This window comes from Spirillospora sp. NPDC052269, from assembly GCF_040679435.1.
In the GTDB taxonomy this organism is placed as follows: Bacteria; Actinomycetota; Actinomycetes; order Streptosporangiales; family Streptosporangiaceae; genus Spirillospora.
Genome location: NZ_JBFAUU010000008.1, coordinates 253,816 through 273,188, shown reverse-complemented (window position 1 = coordinate 273,188; position 19,373 = coordinate 253,816). Strand labels below are relative to the sequence as shown.

At 71.6% G+C, this 19,373-nt stretch carries 17 protein-coding genes and 1 pseudogene; 9 read left to right on the top strand and 9 right to left on the bottom strand.

All coding sequences use genetic code 11. The features are described from left to right. Positions 1-2: 2 nt before the first annotated feature. Together AB0L06_RS19530 and AB0L06_RS19525 are read right to left on the bottom strand one after the other, a co-directional pair. Positions 3-1,076 carry a tyrosine-type recombinase/integrase gene (locus AB0L06_RS19530; protein WP_500232532.1) on the bottom strand — a complete coding sequence of 358 codons (1,074 nt, stop codon included), beginning with the start codon at positions 1,074-1,076 and terminating at the stop codon, positions 3-5. Positions 1,077-1,114: 38 nt separating this feature from the next. After that, positions 1,115-1,804, bottom strand: coding sequence for a TioE family transcriptional regulator (locus AB0L06_RS19525; protein WP_500232424.1), 690 nt, complete (start codon positions 1,802-1,804; stop codon positions 1,115-1,117). Between the two features lie 76 nt (positions 1,805-1,880). On the opposite strand from AB0L06_RS19525, the gene AB0L06_RS19520 reads away from it, so the two are divergent. Next, positions 1,881-3,065, top strand: a complete 1,185-nt coding sequence (locus AB0L06_RS19520; RefSeq protein WP_500232423.1) for an erythromycin esterase family protein — start codon at positions 1,881-1,883, stop codon at positions 3,063-3,065. 57 nt (positions 3,066-3,122) lie between these two features. Here the strand turns inward: AB0L06_RS19520 and AB0L06_RS19515 are convergent, their stop codons facing one another. Next, positions 3,123-4,136, bottom strand: a complete 1,014-nt coding sequence (locus AB0L06_RS19515) for an aldo/keto reductase (protein WP_500232422.1) — start codon at positions 4,134-4,136, stop codon at positions 3,123-3,125. 123 nt (positions 4,137-4,259) lie between these two features. Here AB0L06_RS19515 and AB0L06_RS19510 point away from each other — a divergent pair, with 123 nt between their 5' ends. Beyond that, entirely contained in the window at positions 4,260-4,847 is a 588-nt protein-coding gene (locus AB0L06_RS19510; protein WP_500232421.1) for a TetR/AcrR family transcriptional regulator, read from the top strand. A 54-nt stretch (positions 4,848-4,901) separates the two neighbouring features. Here AB0L06_RS19510 and AB0L06_RS19505 read toward each other — a convergent pair whose 3' ends face one another. Beyond that, positions 4,902-6,287: a serine hydrolase domain-containing protein gene (locus AB0L06_RS19505; protein ID WP_500232420.1), complete on the bottom strand. Its 1,386-nt coding sequence runs from the start codon at positions 6,285-6,287 to the stop codon at positions 4,902-4,904. A gap of 126 nt (positions 6,288-6,413) precedes the next feature. Here AB0L06_RS19505 and AB0L06_RS19500 point away from each other — a divergent pair, with 126 nt between their 5' ends. Beyond that, positions 6,414-7,157: a TetR/AcrR family transcriptional regulator gene (locus AB0L06_RS19500; protein ID WP_500232419.1), complete on the top strand. Its 744-nt coding sequence runs from the start codon at positions 6,414-6,416 to the stop codon at positions 7,155-7,157. Positions 7,158-7,159: 2 nt separating this feature from the next. Here AB0L06_RS19500 and AB0L06_RS19495 read toward each other — a convergent pair whose 3' ends face one another. Further along, positions 7,160-8,044 carry a LysR family transcriptional regulator gene (locus tag AB0L06_RS19495; RefSeq protein ID WP_500232418.1) on the bottom strand — a complete coding sequence of 295 codons (885 nt, stop codon included), beginning with the start codon at positions 8,042-8,044 and terminating at the stop codon, positions 7,160-7,162. Between the two features lie 80 nt (positions 8,045-8,124). Here AB0L06_RS19495 and AB0L06_RS19490 point away from each other — a divergent pair, with 80 nt between their 5' ends. From AB0L06_RS19490 to AB0L06_RS19480, 3 genes and pseudogenes are all read left to right on the top strand, one after another. Next, a complete protein-coding gene (locus AB0L06_RS19490) occupies positions 8,125-9,378 on the top strand; it encodes an MFS transporter (RefSeq protein ID WP_500232417.1) in 1,254 nt (417 codons plus the stop codon). 14 nt (positions 9,379-9,392) lie between these two features. Further along, a pseudogene (locus tag AB0L06_RS19485) lies at positions 9,393-10,264 on the top strand (SDR family oxidoreductase). Positions 10,265-10,281: 17 nt separating this feature from the next. Next, complete coding sequence (locus AB0L06_RS19480; protein ID WP_500232416.1) at positions 10,282-11,196, top strand: SMP-30/gluconolactonase/LRE family protein; 915 nt, start codon at positions 10,282-10,284, stop codon at positions 11,194-11,196. Between the two features lie 51 nt (positions 11,197-11,247). On the opposite strand, the gene AB0L06_RS19475 is transcribed toward AB0L06_RS19480, so the two are convergent. Beyond that, positions 11,248-11,427, bottom strand: a complete 180-nt coding sequence (locus AB0L06_RS19475; RefSeq protein WP_500232415.1) for a hypothetical protein — start codon at positions 11,425-11,427, stop codon at positions 11,248-11,250. A gap of 211 nt (positions 11,428-11,638) precedes the next feature. Between AB0L06_RS19475 and AB0L06_RS19470 the strand changes: the two genes are divergently transcribed. Next, entirely contained in the window at positions 11,639-12,580 is a 942-nt protein-coding gene (locus tag AB0L06_RS19470) for an SCO6745 family protein (RefSeq protein WP_500232414.1), read from the top strand. 61 nt (positions 12,581-12,641) lie between these two features. Here AB0L06_RS19470 and AB0L06_RS19465 read toward each other — a convergent pair whose 3' ends face one another. After that, a complete protein-coding gene (locus AB0L06_RS19465) occupies positions 12,642-13,877 on the bottom strand; it encodes an MFS transporter (RefSeq protein ID WP_500232413.1) in 1,236 nt (411 codons plus the stop codon). A 73-nt stretch (positions 13,878-13,950) separates the two neighbouring features. Here AB0L06_RS19465 and AB0L06_RS19460 point away from each other — a divergent pair, with 73 nt between their 5' ends. Next, positions 13,951-14,898, top strand: a complete 948-nt coding sequence (locus tag AB0L06_RS19460) for an ArsR/SmtB family transcription factor (RefSeq protein ID WP_500232412.1) — start codon at positions 13,951-13,953, stop codon at positions 14,896-14,898. Positions 14,899-15,139: 241 nt separating this feature from the next. On the opposite strand, the gene AB0L06_RS19455 is transcribed toward AB0L06_RS19460, so the two are convergent. Next, entirely contained in the window at positions 15,140-16,519 is a 1,380-nt protein-coding gene (locus AB0L06_RS19455) for a hypothetical protein (RefSeq protein ID WP_500232411.1), read from the bottom strand. Positions 16,520-16,937: 418 nt separating this feature from the next. Between AB0L06_RS19455 and AB0L06_RS19450 the strand changes: the two genes are divergently transcribed. Further along, the gene (locus AB0L06_RS19450; protein ID WP_500232410.1) at positions 16,938-17,867 is read left to right on the top strand and encodes a WD40 repeat domain-containing protein; all 930 of its coding nucleotides are present in this window, start codon (positions 16,938-16,940) and stop codon (positions 17,865-17,867) included. A gap of 60 nt (positions 17,868-17,927) precedes the next feature. Here AB0L06_RS19450 and rox read toward each other — a convergent pair whose 3' ends face one another. Then, entirely contained in the window at positions 17,928-19,370 is a 1,443-nt protein-coding gene (gene rox / locus AB0L06_RS19445) for a rifampin monooxygenase (protein ID WP_500232409.1), read from the bottom strand. Positions 19,371-19,373: the final 3 nt, after the last annotated feature.

The following is a 19,373-nucleotide window of genomic DNA, read 5'->3' as shown; positions in this document are numbered from 1 at the left end:
GATCAGCGCTCGGGACGCGTGGACGGGGCGACCAAGGCGGCGAGCTGGTAGGCCGGGGAGCGGTCCAGGGCGTCGCGGTCGCGGTCGTAGCGGCGGGTCGTGCGCGGGTCGGCGTGCCCGGCGAAGTCCTGCACCACGTGCAGCGGACGGCCCTCGCCCAGCGCGATCGTGATCGCCGAGTGGCGGAAGGAGTGCGGGCTGATGACGAAGTCGACGCCGCACTCCCCCGCGACCCGGTTGACCAGCTTCCACACGTAGGACTGGACGAGCGTCCGGCCCGTCCGGCTGACGAAGAGGGGGCCCGAGTCCGGGCGGCCGCGTTCGGCGAGGTACCGGTCGAGCGCGGCGACCGCGGGCGGCGGCAGTGCGAACCGCTTGTTCTGGCCGCCCTTGACCACCACGTCCAGCACGCGGTGGCCGCTGTCCTCGCCCAGGTCCTCGATCCGCGCGGAGAGCAGCGAGCCGATGCGTCCGGCGGTGGCGAACATCAGCCAGAGCAGGGCGTACGTCCGGGCCGACTCGTGCTCGGCGGCGTGGGTGAGGACGTCGGCGACCTGCTGTTTGGAGAGGCCGCGCGTCCGCGAGTGCCGCGTGTCCATCCGTGGACGCTCCGCGCCCTCGAACGGGTTGGCCGCCACGCACCCCTCGCGGACGAGGTACCGGTACCACGAGGAGACCGCCGCGACCCGCCGGTTCACGGTGGCGCGGGCCAGGCCCGAGGCGACCAGGTCTGCGACGTACAGGTCGGCGTCACGCGGGACGGGGGCCTGGGCCTGCGCCGCTGGCGCCATGTGGGCGCCGCGGGCGGTGCACCACCACACCCACCAGCTCACGTCCCGCAGGTAGGCGGCCTGGGTGTGCGCGGACGACCGGCGTCCGGACACCAGCCACACGCCCGTGGCGCGCAGCGCCGACTCGTCCATCCCGGCGGCGCGCATCAGGCTGGCCAGTTCACCGGCGGCGCGGGCCGGCGGGGTGCCGCGCAGGGCACGCTCGGGGGCCCGCGGGACGTCCAGGGCCGTCCCGAGCTCGGCCGGAAGCCGCGTTCCGTTGTCGGTGTCGAGGTCAGCCCGCATCTCCGCCACGGCCCGAAGCTTAGAACCTTCCGGGCGGATCAGTCGCTCAGGTAGGCGTCGAGTGCGGCGGCGCCCGCCAGCATCGCGCGGCCGCGTGCCGTCAGCCGCGCGTGCCATTCGCGCATGGTCGGCTGGAGCGCTTCGGGGCCGCCCGCCGTCCGCATCTGCTCCAGGACCTGCGCGATCTGGTCGAGTCCGTGCCCGCCGCGCCGCAGTTGGTGCGCCATCAGCACGTCCCGGACGTCGGCCGGGTTGTAGACGCGGTAGCCGGTCTTGGGATCCCTGCCTGGGACGACCAGCCCGGCCTGCTCCCACTTCCGCAGTGTCGCCGGACGGATGCCGAGCCTGCGCGCCAGCGGGCCGATGAACGTCCCGCTCCGCGCGGGTTCCTCGGCGGCCGGCAGGGTGAGGTCGTGCAGGGCCCGTTCGACGGCCTCCAGCGTGCGCCGGTCGTCCGCCAGTTCCGCGTGGCTCTCGTCGATCAGCCGGAGCGCCGCCTCGACCGTGCCCTCGTTCGCCGCCCGCATGATCGCGGTCGCCGTCGCGTGGCCATGCGCGGGGACGAGCGCCAGGAACGCCCGCAGCGCCGCCGCGTGCCGCGGGGCGTAGACGCGGTAGCCGCTCGGGGAGCGTTCGGCGGGCGGCAGGACACCCGCCTCTTCGTAGTTGCGCACCGCCTGCGTGGACAGGCCGTGCTCTCGGGCCAGATCGACAGGACGCAACCCCATTTGAGACTTCACCCTCTGTATGAGCTGGAGGAAGCGTCAAAGTTTACACCGAAGGTTCAACGATACGGTTGAAGGTATGACGGCATCGATCGGGGACGCCGCGCGTCCCTTCACCGGAGAGTCCCTCGCCTCGCTCCTGCCCGCGACCACCCGCGTGCTCGGCCTCGGCGAGCCCACGCACGGCGCCGAGGCGTTCCTGGAACTGCGCAACGAGTTCTTCCGTCACCTCGTCGAGCATGAGGGCTACCGCTCGATCGCGATCGAAAGCGACGGCCTCATGGCCATGACCGCCGACGCGTACGCCACCGAAGGCACCGGCACCCTGGACGAGGCCGTGGAGCGCGGCTTCAGCCACGACTTCGGCGCCTACGCGGGCAACCGCGAACTGCTGAGGTGGATGCGGTCCTTCAACGACGGGCGTCCGCCGGGCGACCGGGTGCACTTTTATGGCCTGGAGGCTCCGCTGGAGACGGCCGGTGCCGCCAGCCCGCGTTCGGCGCTGACCCAGTTGCGCGACTACCTCGCCGCCCACCTCGATGTGCCCTACAGCCGCGCGGACCTGGACGCCCTGCTCGGCGCGGACGAGCCCTGGACGAACCCCGCCGTGATGATGGATCCCACGGCGTCCGTCGGCCGGACGCCCGAGGCCCGCGAGCTGCGGCTGGTCGCGGGCGACCTGCGCGCGTTGCTCGCCGCGAATGCACCGCACCTGATCGCCGCGACGTCCCCCGACGACTGGTGGCGCGCCGACCTGCACGGACGCGCCGCGACCGGGCTGCTGCGCTACCACGCGGCCATGGCCGACACCACGCCCGCACGTGTCGGCTCACTCCTGGCCGTGCGCGACGCGTTCATGGCCGAAAGCCTCGACGCGATCGTCCGCCGCGAGGAGCGGCGCGGCCGCACCCTCATGTTCGCCCACAACTCCCACCTGCAGCGCGACCGCAGCAGCATGACCTGGGACGGCCAGACGGTCGAGTGGTGGAGCGCCGGGGCCATCGTCGCCGCCCACCTCGGCGACGGGTACGCCGTCGTGGCCACCAACTTCGGCACTCGCGGCTCCGACGTCCCCGCGCCCGACAGCCTCGAGGGGATGCTGTCGGGTCTGCCCGACGCCCGCGTCGCCGTCGACCCGGTGCGCCTCGCCGAGGTCCTCGACCGGAAGCCGGAGCCGCGTGTGCCCGCCGACTACACCTACGCCGCGCTCGCCCCGTCCGCGCTCGATCGGATCGAGGCCATCGCGTTCATCCGGGAGATCTGACCCGGTTCCGGTGTGGCGGCCCGTCCCTCGGGGCGGGCCACCACACGCCAGGACCGGTCAGCGGCGGCGCAGCGACGCGTCGACCAGGGACGGGCGCGTGTCGACCTTCTCGTGCGCGGCCAGGTCGACGCCGGGCGCGACGATCTCGTCGATCGCGTCGAGCACGTCCGCGGAAAGGACGGTGTCGGCGGCGGCGAGCTGCGAGCGCAGGTGGTCGATCGTCCGGGGGCCGATGATCGCGCTGGTCACGCCGGGGTGCGCGGTGACGAACCCGAGCGCGAGCTGGATCAGCGTCAGGCCCGCCTCGTCGGCGACCTTCGCCAGGCGCTCGACCGCGTCCAGCCGGGCCTGGTTGGACGGCAGCGACAGGTCGAACCGCTCGGGCCGGACCGTCGAGCGGTGCGTGGCGATCTCCCGGCCCGCGCGGACCGCGCCCGACAGCCAGCCCGACGCCAGCGGGCTCCACACCAGCACGCCCATCCCGTACTCCTGGGTGACCGGCAGGACGTCCGCCTCGATCCCGCGCTGCAGGATCGAGTAGCTGGGCTGCTCGGTGACGTACCGTCCGAGCCGGGCCTCGCGCGCGGCCCACTGGCCCTGGACGATCCGGTAGGCCGGGAACGTCGAGGAGCCGAAGTAGCGGATCTTCCCGGCGCGCCGCAGGTCGGTCAGCGCCGACAGGGTCTCCTCGTCGCTGGTGGACGGGTCCCAGCGGTGGATCTGGTAGAGGTCGACGTGGTCGACGCCCAGGCGGCGCAGGCTGGCGTCCAGTTCGGCGACCAGCCAGCGGCGCGAGGCTCCCCGGTGGTTGCGGTCGTCGTCGACCGGCAGTGCGGCCTTGGTCGCCAGGACGATGGCGTCCCGGCGGCCCGCGATGGCCTTGCCGACCATCTCCTCGGAGCCGGGGTAGAAGTCGGCGGTGTCGATGAGGTTGATCCCGGCGTCGAGGGCGGCGCCGACGATGGCGTCCGCCTCGTCCTGCCCGGTGGAGCCGATCCGGCCGAAGTTCATGGCGCCGAGCACCAGCGTGCTCACCTGGACTCCGGTGCGTCCCAGGGTGCGGTACTGCATACCGTGCTCCTTCAACGTGGGCATGACTTGGGTCACCGGTTCCGCTCTGGCATCATGAAGCAAGCGGAACCATGTTCCGATTAATATACGGAACATGGTTCCGTTTGACAACGGGAGGGCGCGATGGCCGACGAGAGGGCCGCGGGGAAGGCCGCCCCGCGCAAGCGGGCCGACGCCCGGCGCAACGAGCAGGCGCTGCTGGACGCCGCGGCGGCGGTGTTCGTGACCTCGGGCGTCGAGGCGCCGGTGCGCGACATCGCGTCCCGGGCGGGCGTCGGGGTGGCGACCATCTACCGCCACTTCCCCACCCGCGCGGACCTGATCACCGCCGTCTACCGGCACCAGGTCGAAGCCTGCGCCGAGGCCGGCGTGACCCTGCTGGCGAGCGACGTCCCCCCTTATGAGGCGCTGGGACGATGGGTCAACCAGTTCGTCGACTTCGTCGCCACCAAGCACGGCCTGGCCGCCGTCCTACAGTCGGACGACCCGGCCTTCCAGTCCCTGCACGCCTACTTCATCGACCGCCTCGTCCCGGTGTGCGCCGACCTCCTCCGGGCCGCCGCCGACGCGGGCGAGATCCGTTCCGACATCGACGCCTACGAGCTCATGCGCGGCGTCGGCAACCTGTGCATCGGCGCCGAGGGCGACCCCCGCTACGACGCGCGCCGCCTGGTGGAACTCCTCGTCGCGGGCCTGCGCCACAAGCCATAGTCGGCCTTCACCGGAACATTGTTCCGGTGAAGACCGCCCTGCTTCCGCCCGTTCTCAGCCGGTCTTCGGCGCGGCTCGCATGCTGACGTGGACGCAGGGCGTCCCGTCGGGCAGCGCGGAGAACACCACCGGCATGTAGTCGTGCCCGAACAGGCCGCTCGCCGCGAAGACCGTCGGCGACAGCGGCGTCAGGTCGCCCTCAATGCGGGGTGAGAAGCCCATGGACTCGACGATCTCCCTCATCCCGCCGACGAACTCGTAGCTGACGCGCGCGCCGTTCGCGTCCTGGGTGATGGTCGTGACGACGCCCTCACGTGCGTAGACGCCGAGCCACGGCGCCATGTCGACCACGGGCGGGTTCTCCGGCGGCGCGAAGGGCGGCGGCATGCGCACGCCCGCCAGCTCGTCCAGCAACTCGGCGAACAGGTCCTGGTAGAGGTGTTCGAAGTCGCCTCCGTTGGTGAGGAGTGCGACGGCGACCCCGGCCTCCGGGACGACCCGCAGGTACGACTGCTGTGTCCCGGCGTTGCCGTCGTGTCCGTAGCCGGGGACGCCGTCCCAGTCGTACAGCGCCCAGCCGAGACCCCAGCCGTCCGCCGACATGGACCACTTGTCCGGACTGTCGGCCACGCGGCGCCGCATCAGCGCCGCGGCCTCGGCCGACAGGACGCGCGTGCCGTCCGGGGCGACGCCCCCGGCCATGTGCATCCGCGCGAAGCGGACCACGTCACCCGCGGAAACGATGACCCGGCCGTACGGACCGGCCGAGCGCGGCATCACGTCCCAGACCGGCGCCGGGACGGGCTCGGTCCCGGGATCGCCCAGGTGTCCCATCGCCGTGCGGAAGCGCAGCGCCTCCTCGGGCAGCGTCACCGAGTGCTCCAGCCCGAGCGGCGCGAGCACCAGCTCCCGCAGCGCCTGGTCCCAGGTTCGCCCGGTCAGCTTCTCGACGATCCGCCCCAGCACGACGTACCCCGAGCTGCCGTAGGACAGGACCGTCCCGGGCGGGCAGTCGAGCGGCACGTCCCGGAGTGCCTCGACGTACTTGGCGAGGCAGTCGTCGCCGCGTCCGGTGTCGTGGGTGAAGTCGTTGGTCATCCCGCCGGTGTGGGACAGCAGCCGCCGGATCGTGACCTTCTCGGTGGCCTCGGCGTCGGGCGTCGCGAACTCCGGCAGGACGCTCGCCGCCGGCGCGTCCAGGTCGAGGACGCCGGAGTCGACCAGTCGCATCACGAGCGTCGCGGTGTAGGTCTTGGCGAGCGATCCGGCCAGGAACACCGCGTCGGGCGTCGCCTCCACTCCCGTCCCCCGGTGCAGCAGCCCGCTCGCCAGTTCGTGGATGGAATCGCCGGACAGGACGGCCAGCGTTGCCCCGGGCACGTGGTGCTTCGCGCGCAGTTCGTCGAGCCTGCCCTGCCACTGGTCGATGTCGAACGACATGAGTATCCCTTTCGTCCAGCCGTCTCCGCACACTGTTCGGTGCTCCGCACACCGTACGTTCACCGTACGGTGTGCGCAATCCGTACACTGTCCGGTAAACGTCCGGGGCATGAGGAGGAGGGCCGCATGGCGACCGAAGGCCGGCCGATCCCGTCGGTGTGGACGCGGCCGCGGCCGCAGCGGCGCGAGCAGCCCGCGCTGAGCCGCGAGCAGATCGTCGCGGCGGCGCTGGAACTGCTGGACGCCGAGGGCATCGACGCGCTGAGCATGCGCAAGCTCGGCACCCGCCTGAACGCGGGCGCCACCTCGATGTACACGCACGTCGCCAACAAGGACGAGCTGCTCGAACTGGTCGTGGACGAGGTCTACGGCGAGATCGAGCTCCCCGTCCCGGACGATCCGGCGGACTGGCAGGACGCGATGTCCCGGTGCGCGCGCAGCCTGCGCGCCGCGTTCCTGCGCCACCCCTGGGCCGTCTCGGTCCTGGGTGAGACCGGCCTGGCCTACCTCGGCCCCAACGTGCTCCGCCTGATGGAGTCCCTCCTCGCCGTCCTCGAGGACGGCGGTCTCGAGCTCGCGGCGGCCGAACAGGCGGTGCACACCGTGATCGCCTACGTCGTCGGCGTCTCCACCAGCGAATCCGCCACCCTGCGCACGCTCGCGCGCAGCGGCCGGACGCAGGCGGAGTGGGCCGAGAGCCTGCTGCCCGCCGCCGAAGAGGCCACCCGTGCCTACCCCCGCCTGCACAGGATCTACGCGGAACGAAGGGAGCAGGACACCCGGGCCGTCCGCGACGACGACTTCACCGTCGGGCTGGAATGCGTCCTGCAGGGCGTCGCCCAGCGGTTCGCATCCGGCACCGGCAGGTAGCGCTACTCGGCGTCCGCGGCCGAGACGCCGAGCTCGGCCAGGAACGCCTTGGCGGCCGGTGACGGCGGGAACCGGCTCCACACGAGGTGTTCCATGCGCGTGGGAGCGTCCCGGATCTGGAGAACGGCCAGGTCGGAGAGCTCGGAGACGAACGACGCGGGCATCAGCCCGATGCCGAGGCCCTGCCGGATGAGCCGGGTCATGAAGTCCGCCGTGGAGATCTCGAAGCCGACCTCGCGTCGCACGCCCGCCGCCGTGAACGCCTCGTCCGTCTGCGCCCGCGCGGCCGACCCCGGCGGGAAGTCGACGAACGGCTCGTCCGCCAGGTCGCGCAGGTCCACACGGTCCCGCCCGGCGAGCGCGTGACCGGACGCCACGACGGCGACGAGCTCACCGCGCGCCAGCTCACGTCCGTGCACGTCCTTCGGGCGGGCGCCCACCGGAATCCCCAGGAACGCGACGTCGAGGGTGCCCACGCGCACGCGTTCGGCCAGTTCCTCGCTCGCGCCCGAGCGCAGGCTGATCCTCACCTGCGGGTGGCGCGCGTGGAACCGCTCCAGGACGCCTGGCAGGTCCACCGCCGTGACGGTCGGGATGGCCCCGATGGAGATCTGCCCGCGGACCTCGCCGGACGCCGCCGCCACCTCGGCCTTCGCGCGTTCCGCCGCGTCCAGGGACAGCCGCGCCGCGGGCAGGAACGCCTCCCCCGCCGGGGTCAGCCGGACGCGGCGGCTCGTGCGGTCGAACAGCTTCGCGCCGAGCTCCCGTTCCAGCCGCGCGATCTGGTGGCTGAGCGCGGACTGCACGACCATGCACTGCTCGGCGGCGCGGGTGAAGGTGCCCGTCTCGGCGACGGCGACGACGTAGCGCATCTGCTGGAGCTCCACGGAACCATCGTGGATCACGATCGATGTCCATGACAAACATGTGTTGGACTCATTGATCATCCTGGCCCCAGGCTGGACGCATGACGACGAGCTCTCATCCCGAGGACGGCGGGCTGTCGCGCGGGCTGCTGGTGCTCATGGCGACGGCGACCGGACTGGCCGCCGCAGGCAACTACTTCGCACAGCCACTGCTCGACCTGATCGGCCGCGAGCTGCACCTCGGCTCCACCCAAGCGACGCTGCTGGTCACCGCCGCGCAGGTCGGATACGCGCTGGGCCTCATGCTGCTGGTCCCACTGGGCGACCTGATGGAACGGCGTCGGCTCGCGGTGACCCTGTACGCGGCGACGGCGGTGTTCCTGCTGGTGTCGGCGACCGCGCCCAACGGCACGGTCCTGCTCGCCGGGACGGCCCTGACCGCGCTGACCTCGGTCGGAGCACAGGTGGTCGTGCCGTTCGCGGCGGCGCTCGCCAACCCGGCCGAGCGGGGCAAGGTGGTCGGGACGGTGATGACCGGCCTGATGCTCGGCCTGCTCGTGGCGCGCACCGCGTCCGGCACGCTCGCGGGTCTCGGCGGCTGGCGGACGGTCTACTGGGTGGACGCGGTGGCGATGGCCGTGATGGCCGTCCTGCTCCGCCTCTTCCTGCCCCGCCTCGGCGGGCGCGACCGAAGCCTCACCTATCCCGGTCTGCTGCGTTCCACCGTCTCGATGTTCCGGCTCGAGCCGCTGCTGCGGTGGCGTGCGGGCATCGGCGCCCTGAGCCTGGCCTCGTTCAGCGTCCTGTGGACGGCCGTGACGTTCCTGCTCTCGGGGCCGTCGTACGGCTGGTCCGAGTCGTCCATCGGGTCGGTGGGACTGCTCGGCGTCGTCGGCGCGCTCACCGCCACGTTCGCCGGACGCCTCGCCGACCGCGGGCTCGTGCAGGTCGTGACCGGAGCGGGGACGCTCCTGCTGGTGGCGTCGTGGGCGGCGTCCGCAGCCGGGGCCCACTCGCTGTTCTGGCTGCTCACCGGCGTGGTCGTCCTCGACCTGGCCCATCAGGCGGTGCTGAACAGCACCCAGAACGTCCTGTTCGGGCTGCGGCCCGAGGCCCGCAACCGCATCAACTCCGCCTTCGTGACGACGCTGTTCCTCGGCGGCGCGGCGGGTTCCGCGCTGACCTCGTTCGCCTGGGCGCACGGCGGCTGGAGCAGCGTGTCCGCCCTGGGCGCCGTCCTGTTGGCGGGGACCGTCCTGCTCTGGATCCTCGAACGCCTCACCACCGGGCGGACGACCGCCAAGGACCCGGTCGAACCGGCCCATGACCGGACGCCCGCCACCTCGACCACCTGACAAGGAGAAACGACATGACGCGCACCATCCTCCTCACCGGAGCCACCGGCACCGTGTCCACCGCACTGATGGACGCACTGAAGGGCGCCGACGTGAACCTTCGCGCGCTCGTCCGCGACCCGTCCAAGGCCGAGGCGCTCCGCGAGCGGGGCGTCGAGGTCTTCGCCGGTGACCTCGACGACCCCGGTCGCTTCCGGCGGCCTTCGAGGGCGTCCAGGACCTCTGGCTGCTCGTCCCGAACGGCCCGCGCACACCGGAGCACAACATGAACGCCATGTGGGCCGCGCGCGAGGCGGGCGTGGAACGCGTCGTCCGGCTGTCGGTCGTCGGCGCGGCCCACGACGCGCCGTCCCGCAGCGCCCGGCTGCACGCGCTGTCGGACCGCGAGGTCGAGCACTGCGGCATGCGCTGGACGATCCTGCGCCCGCACTGGTTCATGCAGAACTTGTTGAATGAGGCGGGCGATGTGGCCGGTGACGACGCGTTCTCGCTGAACATGGCGGAGGCCCGGCTCGGAATGATCGACGCCCGCGACATCGCCGAGTGCGCCGCCCGGGTCCTCCTGGACGACCCCGACGAGCACCACGGCCGCACCTACACCCTCACCGGCCCCCGCTCGCTGACGTTCGACGAGGTCGCCGACCGGTTCACCGCCGCGCTCGACCGCCCCGTCGGCTACCAGCCCGTCAGCGACGGCGCCAAGCGCGAGGCCCTGCTCGGCTACGGCGTCCCGTCCTGGATCGTCGACATGCTCGAGGAATACGCGCAGGCCTACACCTCCGGCTGGGGCGACTTCACCACCGACACCGTCGCCGAACTCCTCGGCCGTCCCCCGCGCGACGTCGCCGACTTCGTCCGCGACCACGCCCCTGCCTTCTGCCACTGAAAAGGAACAGACACATCATGCGACGCAAGACGATCTCGGCTCTCCTCGTCCTCGGTCTGCTCGGTGCGACGGCCGCTCCGGCCCAGGCCACGGACGCGACGCCGTTCCCCAGCGACATCCGGCTCCCGGACGGTTTCCAGCCCGAGGGCATCGCCATCGGGTCCGGCCCGTTCGCCTACGTCGGCTCGATGGCCGACGGCTCGATCTACCGCGCCGACCTGCGCACCGGCCGCGGCACCGTCTTCAGCAAGGGCCCCGGCACGCAGGCCCTCGGCCTGAAGCTCGACAAGTACGGACACCTGTTCGTCGCCGGCGGCACCGGCGGCGACGCCCGGATCGTCGACACCCACACCGGAAGGATCCTGGCCACCTACCAGCTGACCAGCGGCCCGGCCTTCGTCAACGACATCGTCCTCACCGAAGGAGCCGCCTGGATCACCGACTCCACCAATCCCGTCCTATACAAGCTGCCCCTGAACGGCGGAGCGCTGCCGTCCAAGCCGGAGCGCATCCCGCTCACCGGCGACATCAAGTACGCCGACGGCTTCAACGCCAACGGCATCACCCCCACCCCGGACGGCCGCGCGCTGATCGTCGTCCAGTCCAACACCGGCGACCTGTTCCGCGTCGACCAGAACGGCGCGACCCACCGCGTGAACCTGCACGGCGAGTCCCTGAAGGAAGGCGACGGCCTCCTCCTGCGCGGTCAGACCCTCTACGCGGTGCAGAACATGTACAACACGGTGACCGTCCTGCACCTGAACAAGGCCGGGACGGACGGCCAGGTGGTCAAGCGGGTCGGCTCGCCCCTGTTCGACGTCCCGGCGACCATGGCCGAGTTCGGCTCCCGCCTCTACCTCACCAACGCCCGCTTCGACACGACGGCGACGCCCACCACCCCCTACGACGCCGTCGCCATCCCCCGCCCCTGACCGCGTCCTGTCTCCCGGGCTTGGGGACCCGGGAGACAGGACGACGAGCCCTTATTCAGTCGGCGGCCTACCGTAGACGGTGTCCCAGGTCGTCCAGAGCGAGGAACTGCGGTCGGGACGGTCCGGATGGACGCCGACGATGGCCAGCGGCGGCAAGTCGTCGAGCTTCGACAACTCCCGCCACCGCTCCCGGGTCACCTCCAGGTACCGCAGCCCCTTCAACCGGACCACCGCACCGCCTCGTCCGGATCATCCGCGGGAACCGCGGGCGACATCCACGGCTCGAGCGCTTCGGCGGGCAGATCTCTGTGGTGGTGGGTCGATGCCACGACCGTGGACAGCGGCCTCTCCAGATCTTGTCATTGACAAGATCTGGAGAGGCATGCAATCTAGTCAGTGGCAAGTTTGTTGGCCGCGTGACCGTGACACCGAAGGAAGCGACATGACGCACAGTCTCAGCATGGTCCGGCAGATGTGGCAGCTGTTGGAGCCGGTGCACGCCACCCTCTACTACGCGCCGGAGGCATTCGAGGAGGCCACGGCCCTGGGCTACGCCACGGACGAGCGCTGGCCCAGCTACTTCGCCTACCGTGCCGCGCCGCTCGGTCCCGTCGGCCCGCAGCTGGTGAACGCCCTCTTCTACAGCCTCAGCCCTCAGATGGTGGAGCGTCACACCGCACCCGCCTGGCGGATCGCCGGCCCCGAGCAGGTACTGGAGGCCCGCAGTACCGCAGTGGACCGTGCGCTGCGGAAGCTGTTCGGTGACCGGATCGGCTCGCCAGAGCTGCGGGAGGCCGCGGAACTGGCCCACCGAGTCGCCGAGGCGGCGGACACGGCAGGCCGTCCCATGGCCGCCGCGAACGCCGCGCTGCCCTGGTCCGATGAGCCGCATGTGGTGCTCTGGCAGGCCGCCACCATCCTGCGCGAGCACCGCGGCGACGGCCACATCGCCGCCCTCCAGGCTCACGGACTCGGCCCTGCCGAGTCCCTGGTCTCGCACGCCGCCGTCGGCGCCGCGCCGGAAGAGGTCTTCGGCAGCAGGCAGTGGACCGACAGGGAGTGGGCCGCCGCTCGCGAACGCCTCGCCGCCCGCGGCCTGGTTGAGACCGATGGCAGGGCCACGGAAACAGGTCTTCGGGTGCGTACCGCCGTCGAGAAGCTCACCGACGAGCTCGCCGCCGCTCCCTGGGACGCGCTCGAAGCCGACGAGATGGCCCGGCTGGCCGAGCTGCTCGTCCCGTTGGTGCTCGACATCGTCGGCGCCGGCCTCCTTCCGGCACAGAGCACCCTCGGTATCGGCATGCAATACGACTACGAGCGCGCACAGACGGAATCGGAGCCGGGTGAGCCGTTGGAAGAGCCGGCAGTCCTCATAAGCGAGTAGTCCGGAGCGGTCACGGCCTCCCGCTGGACCGTGACCGATTGCTTCCGTTCACGGTGACGGGTCAGGCGGCTTCGGTCATCGACGTGATCCGGCGGACCCGGGAGAAGAAGGTGATCAGCCAGCGGAGGGTCAGGCCGGTGACGCCGAGCCAGAGGACGGCGCGCACGCCCGCGTACTGGCCGACGAGGCCGCCGAGGGCGCCACCCAAGGCGAGGGCGCCGGTGAGGAGGAAGCGGAAGGTGGCGTTCATGCGGCCGAGCATCCCGTCCGGGGTGACGTTCTGGCGGAAGCTGACCAGCAGGACGTTGTCGACACCCACCTTGAACAGACTCACCGTCCAGCCGAGGCCCGCCACCCAGAGCAGCGGGCCGTGCTGGACGAAAGCTGCGAGCGGCGCGAAGGGGGCGACCGCGATTCCGGCGAGCCACAGGGCGCGGCCGACGCCGAGGTGCCGGGCGAGGACGGGAGCGGCGATCGAGCCGAGGAACGCGCCCACGCCGCCCGCCGCCAGGAACAAGCCCAGGACCCCGGCGGGCAAGCGCAGTTCGGTGATGAACAGGACCAGGAACGCCACCTGGCACATCTGGATGCTGAGGTTGGTGAGCGCGCCCTCCAGCGCCGCCGGACGCAGGATCGGATGCCCGAGGACGAATCGCAGGCCCTCTCCCATGCCGCCGCGTCCGGCGGGACGGTCGGGTTCGGCGGGACGCAGGTTCCGCAGGAAGCACGCCGACCACAGGTAGCCGACCGCGTCCGCCAGGACGGCGAAGGGCGCGCCGAGCCCCTGGACGACGAAGCCGCCGATCCCGCGTCCCGAGACGTCCGCGACGGTGTTGAGGCCAGCGAGCGCGGAGTTGGCCGCCACCAGCCGGTCCCGTCCGACCAGGGCGGGCAGCACGCTGAGGTGCGCGACGTCGAAGAACACGGTCGCGACGCCGGTGAGCAGTGTCACCGCGTACAGCTGCGGCAGGGTGAGCACGCCGAGCGCCCACGCGGCCGGGACGGACCCGACCAGCACGGCCCGGACGAGATCGGCGGCGACCAGGACGGGCCGCTTGCGCATCCGGTCCACCCAGGGCCCGGCCGGGAGCCCGACCAGCAGGAACGCCGCGGTGCTCAGCGCGGCGAGCAGTCCGACCTGGCCGGGACCGGCGTGCAGGGCGGTCTGCGCGAGCAGCGGGACGGCGAGCGTGCCGAGTTGCGTGCTCATCTTGGAAGCGGCGGCCGCGGTGAACAGCAGCCGGAAGTCCCGGTTTCCAAGGACGGGCCGCCGCACATCGCGGGTGAGGGTTGTCATGCCCGGAACCCTCGCGGATGACCGCAATCCGCCTCGATGGATTTAGTCTGGACCGAATCCAGAAGGGATCCGCGTGCTCGAACTGACCTTCACCGCCGACGACCTCGCCTACACCCGGTTCGCCATCTCACCGCTGTGGGAGACGGTGGCGGCCGTCCGGACGCTCAAGTACCCGGCCGAGCACCCGCTGCACCGCCGGTGGGCCGAGACCGTCCGGCCACGGCTGGACGCCGCCGGAACGCGCCTGGAACCGCTGTCGGAACTGATCGGGCCTCGGCTGATCGCCGCGTTCGCGTGCCCGCCGCCGACCTCGCCCGCCCCCGATCTCGAGCTGGAACTCGCCGCCCTGCGCCTCCAGCCGCACGACAGGGTCGTCGAGGACCGTGCGACGCTCGGCCTCCCGCCCGACCCCGACCCGCAGGCGGGGCTCGACCGGCTCGCCGAGACCGTCGCGGAGTTCTGGGACGTCGCGCTCGCGCCCTACTGGCCGCGCGTCCGGGCACTGCTGGACGGCGACATCCTCTACCGCGCGCGGCTGCTCGCCTCCGGCGGCGCGCACCGCCTGTTCGCCGACCTCAGTCCGGGCGTCACGTGGATGGGCGACCAGCTGAACGTGCCCCGCGCCCGTCCCGGCACGGTTCCGCTGGACGGACGCGGGCTGCTGCTCGTCCCGTCCGCGTTCACCTGGCCCAAGCTCTTCTCGATGACCAAACCCGGCTGGCAGCCGCTGCTGCGCTACCCGGCGCGCGGCGTCGGGACGCTCTGGGAGCACTCTGAGCGGGACGCGCCGGCCGCGCTCGCGGGCATCCTCGGCCGCTCCCGCGCCCGCCTGCTCGCCCTCCTGGACGAACCGGCCCCCACCGGCGACCTTGCCCTCCGCGCCGGGCTCTCGGCGGGCGGCACGTCCCAGCACCTCACCGCCCTGCGCGACGCCGGGCTCGTCTCGGCGCACCGGACGGGCCGCTACGTCCTCTACGCCCGAACGGAGATCGCCGAGGCGCTACTCGCCGCCCCCGCCTGACGCCCCGCGACCTCTCGGTCCCAGCGAAGCGGCCCGCGAGATCAAAATCCCTCGGCGAAGTGGACGCGGCCCCGGAATGCCGCCGGGACGGGCCCAACGGCCGGTGGCCAGCAGCCAGATTCCGACGGCCGTGAACAGGGCCCCGCCCACGAGCGGCCCCACCACGCCGACAAACCGCTTTCCGGAGATATCGACAGCAGTGCCACCCGTCAGCTCACCCCCTGCGTTCCGGTCGTCTGCGCTACCTCGTGCCCTGGCCGAGCAGGTAGGCGTCGATGTCGGCGAGGTCCTTGTCGCTGAAGCCCTTCAGGCCGGACTTGGCCTCCCGGTCTTCCGGGTTCTGTTCCAGACGGTCCTGGTACCACTGCGCGTTCTTCTGCACTTTTTCGCGAACCTCTTCTGGAAGGGCCCTCTGGCGGCGACCCGAACGCGTGGGCGGGAATTCGACCGCAAGGCGTTCGTACCCTGGCGCGGTTCCTCCGCCCCTGGTCTCACCGCTGCCCTGCGGATGGGCATGCCACTTCTCCATGCGATCGCCACCGATGCTTCCCGGCTCCTCCATGTACCGGACGGTGAAGCCCATCAGTGCCATCGCCTCCAGGTTCCCGCTCCGGAATCCCAGGTGACGGGCGGCGGCCGCGTGCCGGTTCAGGTAGTCGAAGAGCAGGAACTGTCCGGTGCGTGATTCACCGCCCCACTCCTTGAACCCCGGGTCGTTCCAGAAGCCGGTGAGGTTCACGACCTTGGCGCCGAAGCCGGGCACCTTCACCTTGCCGCCCTTCTCGTCGCCCTTCCCCTCGTCCGTGCCGTTGTAGGCGGCCGCGATCGCGTCGTACTTCGGGGCCCGCCCGGCGGCCTGCTTCTTGTTCTTCGGGGCGGCGTCCCCGACGATCAGGACGAGGTCGAGGGAGGAGAGACCGGCGATGATCTGGGCGATGCCCAGGTAGCCGGTGTCATGCTCGAGATGGACCTCGCCACTCTTGCCGCTGAACCTGGACCACAGGATCGCGATGTTCCTGCCCGCCGCGTCGACCCCCTTCGCGCCGAGCCACTCCTCGACCTTCCGGTCCTTCTCGTGGGCGGTCTTCTGGTCGCCGTTCAGCTTCCAGGCCTCGCGGACCTTCCCCCGCATCTCGTCCGAGAACTTGGCGCCGACGTAGGTCGTGCCGGTGCCGAGCGGCTGGATCTCCGAGTTGGAGACGTCCGCGCCCCGCTCCTTGGCGTCCTTCTTGGCCTGTTTCTTGGCGTCACCCTGCTTGACGGCTTCGACGACGTGGACCCGGACGGAAGCGATGCCCGAATCCTCGTAGAACTTCGCCACATTCCTGGCGGCGCTCTCCTGCCGCTCGTCGTGCCCGTGGGTGATGTAGACGTGCTTTTCGGGGTCGTCGATCAGTGTGGCGGCGATTCCGAACTGGTCGCCCGAGGCGTACCAGGGCTGGATGATCACGCGAGCGTTGACCGCCTGCGTCCGTTCCTTCTCCTCACCCTGCGCGTTCCCGCCTGCGTTGGCGCGTTGGACGAAGGTGGTGACCGCGCGGTTGCCGGCGCTGTGCTGGAGCGCGCCGAACGCGTCGGGGCCCATCCCGGGGGTGAGTGCGGGAGCGGCAGCGGGCGCCACCGGGCGATGAGGCCTCGCGGCGGCCTCCGCCTGCGCCCGGCCAGGCCGGTTCTGCCACGCCTGCCGCTGTTCCCCCATGACCGCCCCGCTCCGATCGCCGACACTGATCCCCTTGGAGCCTCCCGGAAATCCCGCGCCACGTCAGGGGCGGATCGGGCAGTCCCGAAGGCAAGATCCCGGACGTCTCCGGACATCCGCCCACCCCACCCTCCCCCGGCATCGCCTGAACGATTCCCCTGAATCCGGGCCAAGGCCGCAGGCCGGTCGCTACGATCCCGCGAAATGATCATGACGCTGCCCCGCCGATGAAAGCCGCTCCCGGCGGCGGGCAGCGGGCGACGACGAGCAGTCGAGGACCAAGCTGATGATGACGAGTGAACCGATTCCCGCCGACTCTCCGATCTGTCACCTCTGGGTCGTGCGACACGAGGGCATCACGAGGGTCGTCTGCGCCGAGAAGTGGGGCTCCGTCTTCACGTGGTCGCCCTCCACCGGGGAATGGACATCCCCTCGGCTGGCGTTCGCGCATGCGGAGAACCCGGCCTTCGCCAACTACCCCGACGCGCACAACGAGTTCAGCAAGGTCGCCGCCGTGTCCGGTGGAGGCAGGCTGGTGCTGGCGGCGGGCGGTGACGAGCAGGAACCCGCCGTTTGGGATCTGGGCAGCGGTGAACTCGTGGCCCGCACTCCGTCCTGTGGCGCGTACACCGCCGACATCGTCGCGCTGGACGACAGGTTCGTCACCGCCCAGCAGTACTCCGAGGAGGTACGCCTCTGGTCGCTCGACGGCACCGACACCCTCCTCGACGAAGTCAGCGAGGTGTTCTGTCTCGGCACGGCGCGGATCGCCGACCGGACCCTGATTCTCGCGGGTGGATCGGGCGTCACCGTGTGGGACGCGGAGACACTCGCCGAGCTCGGCGACTTCTCCCCGGACGACATGGACGACGCGAGAGTGTGGGCCGTCGCGGCCTGCGGACTGGAGCAGGGCACGGCGATCATCGGGCTGACCGAGGAACGCGGGCTCTACGCCTGGTCCCTCGACGCCGACGACCCCGACGGGCCTCCCCTGTACGGCCCCGTCCAGCTCGACGGCGCCGACGACATGATGGAGGTGATGCACGTCGACGGCCGTCCCCTCGTGGTGCACCCGTCCGATGCCTCCCTGCATCTTCTGGATGCTGCCGACGGCACCACGGTCGGTCATGTCCCCACCCCCGGCCACTCCGTGACGGCTCTGCGGGCGGCGATCATGGACGGCCGTCCCGTGCTCGTCACCGGCGGAAGCGACGGCGTCCTGCGGATATGGGACGAATCCGAACTCGCCCAGGCGATCCGCGAGAGCTGATCCCCCGGGGTGGGCGCAGGCTGCGACAGGGACCCGCGCCCACCCGGCGCGTTCACACTGTCAGGCGTCGGACGGGGCGCCGAACCAACGGGGAAGGTGGGCGCGCAGGTCGTCCTGGTCGTCGCCCACCCATGCGACGTGGCCGTCCGGACGGAGCAGGACGGCGGGCGCGTCCAGGCGATCCAGGTCGGCGCCGGTGTCGACGACGTGGTCGACCCGGTCCGTCCAGCCGTCCACCGACAGTCCGCCGGTCTGGTCGAGGAGCAGGCCGCGGCCGCCGCGCGTCAGTTCGTAGAGGCGGCCCCGCTTCAGTTCGACGTCCCGCATCCGGCGTCCGAGCAGGTCGTGCCCCTCGCCGAAGTCGTAGCGGACGTTCAGCGCGGTGATCTTCTCCATCAGGAACCGGTTCACCTCCTCGAAGTCCATCAGCTCCGACATCAGCCGCCGCACCGCGAGCGGGCCCGGCTCGTTCGCCATCAGGACGGCCTGCGCGCGGGTGTTGACCAGTACCTCGGCGGCGACCGGGTGGCGCTCGGCCTCGTAGGTGTCCAGCAGCCCGTCCGGGGCCCAGCCGTCGATCTCGGCCGCGAGCTTCCAGCCGAGGTTGAACGCGTCCTGGACGCCGAGGTTGAGTCCCTGTCCGCCCATCGGCGGGTGGACGTGCGCCGCGTCCCCGGCGATCAGCACCCGCCCGGACCGGTAGCGCTCGGCCTGCCGGGTCGCGTCGCCGAACCGGGACAGCCAGCGTGGCGAGTGAACGCCGAAGTCGGTTCCGGCGTACGCCGTCAGCTGCCGCCGGAAGTCCTCGATGGTCGGCGGGCCCGCGCTGTCCTCGGCCACCCCGGCGGCGGGGACGACGAAGCGGGACACCCCGTCCCCGAGGGGCATGGCGGAGAAGAACAGCTCGGTCTTGCGGATCTCGGTGACGGCGGCGTTGATCGTCGCCGGGTCCGCGGTCACTCCCATCTCGCCCAGCAGCGTCTCCTTGCTGGCGGGCTCGCCCGGGAAGCCGATGCCGAGGAGCTTGCGCACCGTGCTGCGGCCGCCGTCGCAGCCGACGAGGTACCGCGCCCGCGCCCGCGTGCCGTCGGTCAGTTCGGCGGTCACCCCGTCGCCGTCCTGGCTCAGCCCGACCAGCCCGCTGCCGCGCCGCACCTCGGCGCCCAGCTCCGCGGCGTGCTCGGCCAGCAGGCGCTCGGTGATGATCTGCGGGATGCCGAGGACGTAGCCGTGCGCGGTGTCGAGCCCCACCGGCGAACGCTTGGCGAGACCGGCGAAGAAGCCGCCGCCGAGCGGGTGCTTCTTCCCCTCGGCGAGGAAGCGCTCGAGCAGGCCGCGCTGGTCCATCACCTCGATGCTCCGGACGTGGAGACCGAGCGCGCGGACGTTCGGCAGCGGCTCGGCGTCCCGTTCCACGACGAGCACGCTCACCCCGTGGAGGCGCAGCTCGGCGGCCAGCATCAGTCCGGTCGGCCCGCCGCCGACAATGATCACGTCGACCATGAA

What these genes read in the sequence shown, in the direction of transcription:
- AB0L06_RS19510 (WP_500232421.1), top strand. Translation starts at nt 4,260, where the DNA reads ATGGCCGACGAGAGGGCCGCGGGGAAGGCCGCCCCGCGCAAGCGGGCC.
- AB0L06_RS19490 (WP_500232417.1), top strand. Translation starts at nt 8,125, where the DNA reads ATGACGACGAGCTCTCATCCCGAGGACGGCGGGCTGTCGCGCGGGCTG.
- AB0L06_RS19525 (WP_500232424.1), bottom strand. Translation starts at nt 1,804, where the DNA reads ATGGGGTTGCGTCCTGTCGATCTGGCCCGAGAGCACGGCCTGTCCACG.
- AB0L06_RS19470 (WP_500232414.1), top strand. Translation starts at nt 11,639, where the DNA reads ATGACGCACAGTCTCAGCATGGTCCGGCAGATGTGGCAGCTGTTGGAG.
- AB0L06_RS19505 (WP_500232420.1), bottom strand. Translation starts at nt 6,287, where the DNA reads ATGTCGTTCGACATCGACCAGTGGCAGGGCAGGCTCGACGAACTGCGC.
- AB0L06_RS19500 (WP_500232419.1), top strand. Translation starts at nt 6,414, where the DNA reads ATGGCGACCGAAGGCCGGCCGATCCCGTCGGTGTGGACGCGGCCGCGG.
- AB0L06_RS19480 (WP_500232416.1), top strand. Translation starts at nt 10,282, where the DNA reads ATGCGACGCAAGACGATCTCGGCTCTCCTCGTCCTCGGTCTGCTCGGT.
- AB0L06_RS19530 (WP_500232532.1), bottom strand. Translation starts at nt 1,076, where the DNA reads ATGCGGGCTGACCTCGACACCGACAACGGAACGCGGCTTCCGGCCGAG.
- AB0L06_RS19465 (WP_500232413.1), bottom strand. Translation starts at nt 13,877, where the DNA reads ATGACAACCCTCACCCGCGATGTGCGGCGGCCCGTCCTTGGAAACCGG.
- AB0L06_RS19515 (WP_500232422.1), bottom strand. Translation starts at nt 4,136, where the DNA reads ATGCAGTACCGCACCCTGGGACGCACCGGAGTCCAGGTGAGCACGCTG.
- AB0L06_RS19520 (WP_500232423.1), top strand. Translation starts at nt 1,881, where the DNA reads ATGACGGCATCGATCGGGGACGCCGCGCGTCCCTTCACCGGAGAGTCC.
- rox (WP_500232409.1), bottom strand. Translation starts at nt 19,370, where the DNA reads ATGGTCGACGTGATCATTGTCGGCGGCGGGCCGACCGGACTGATGCTG.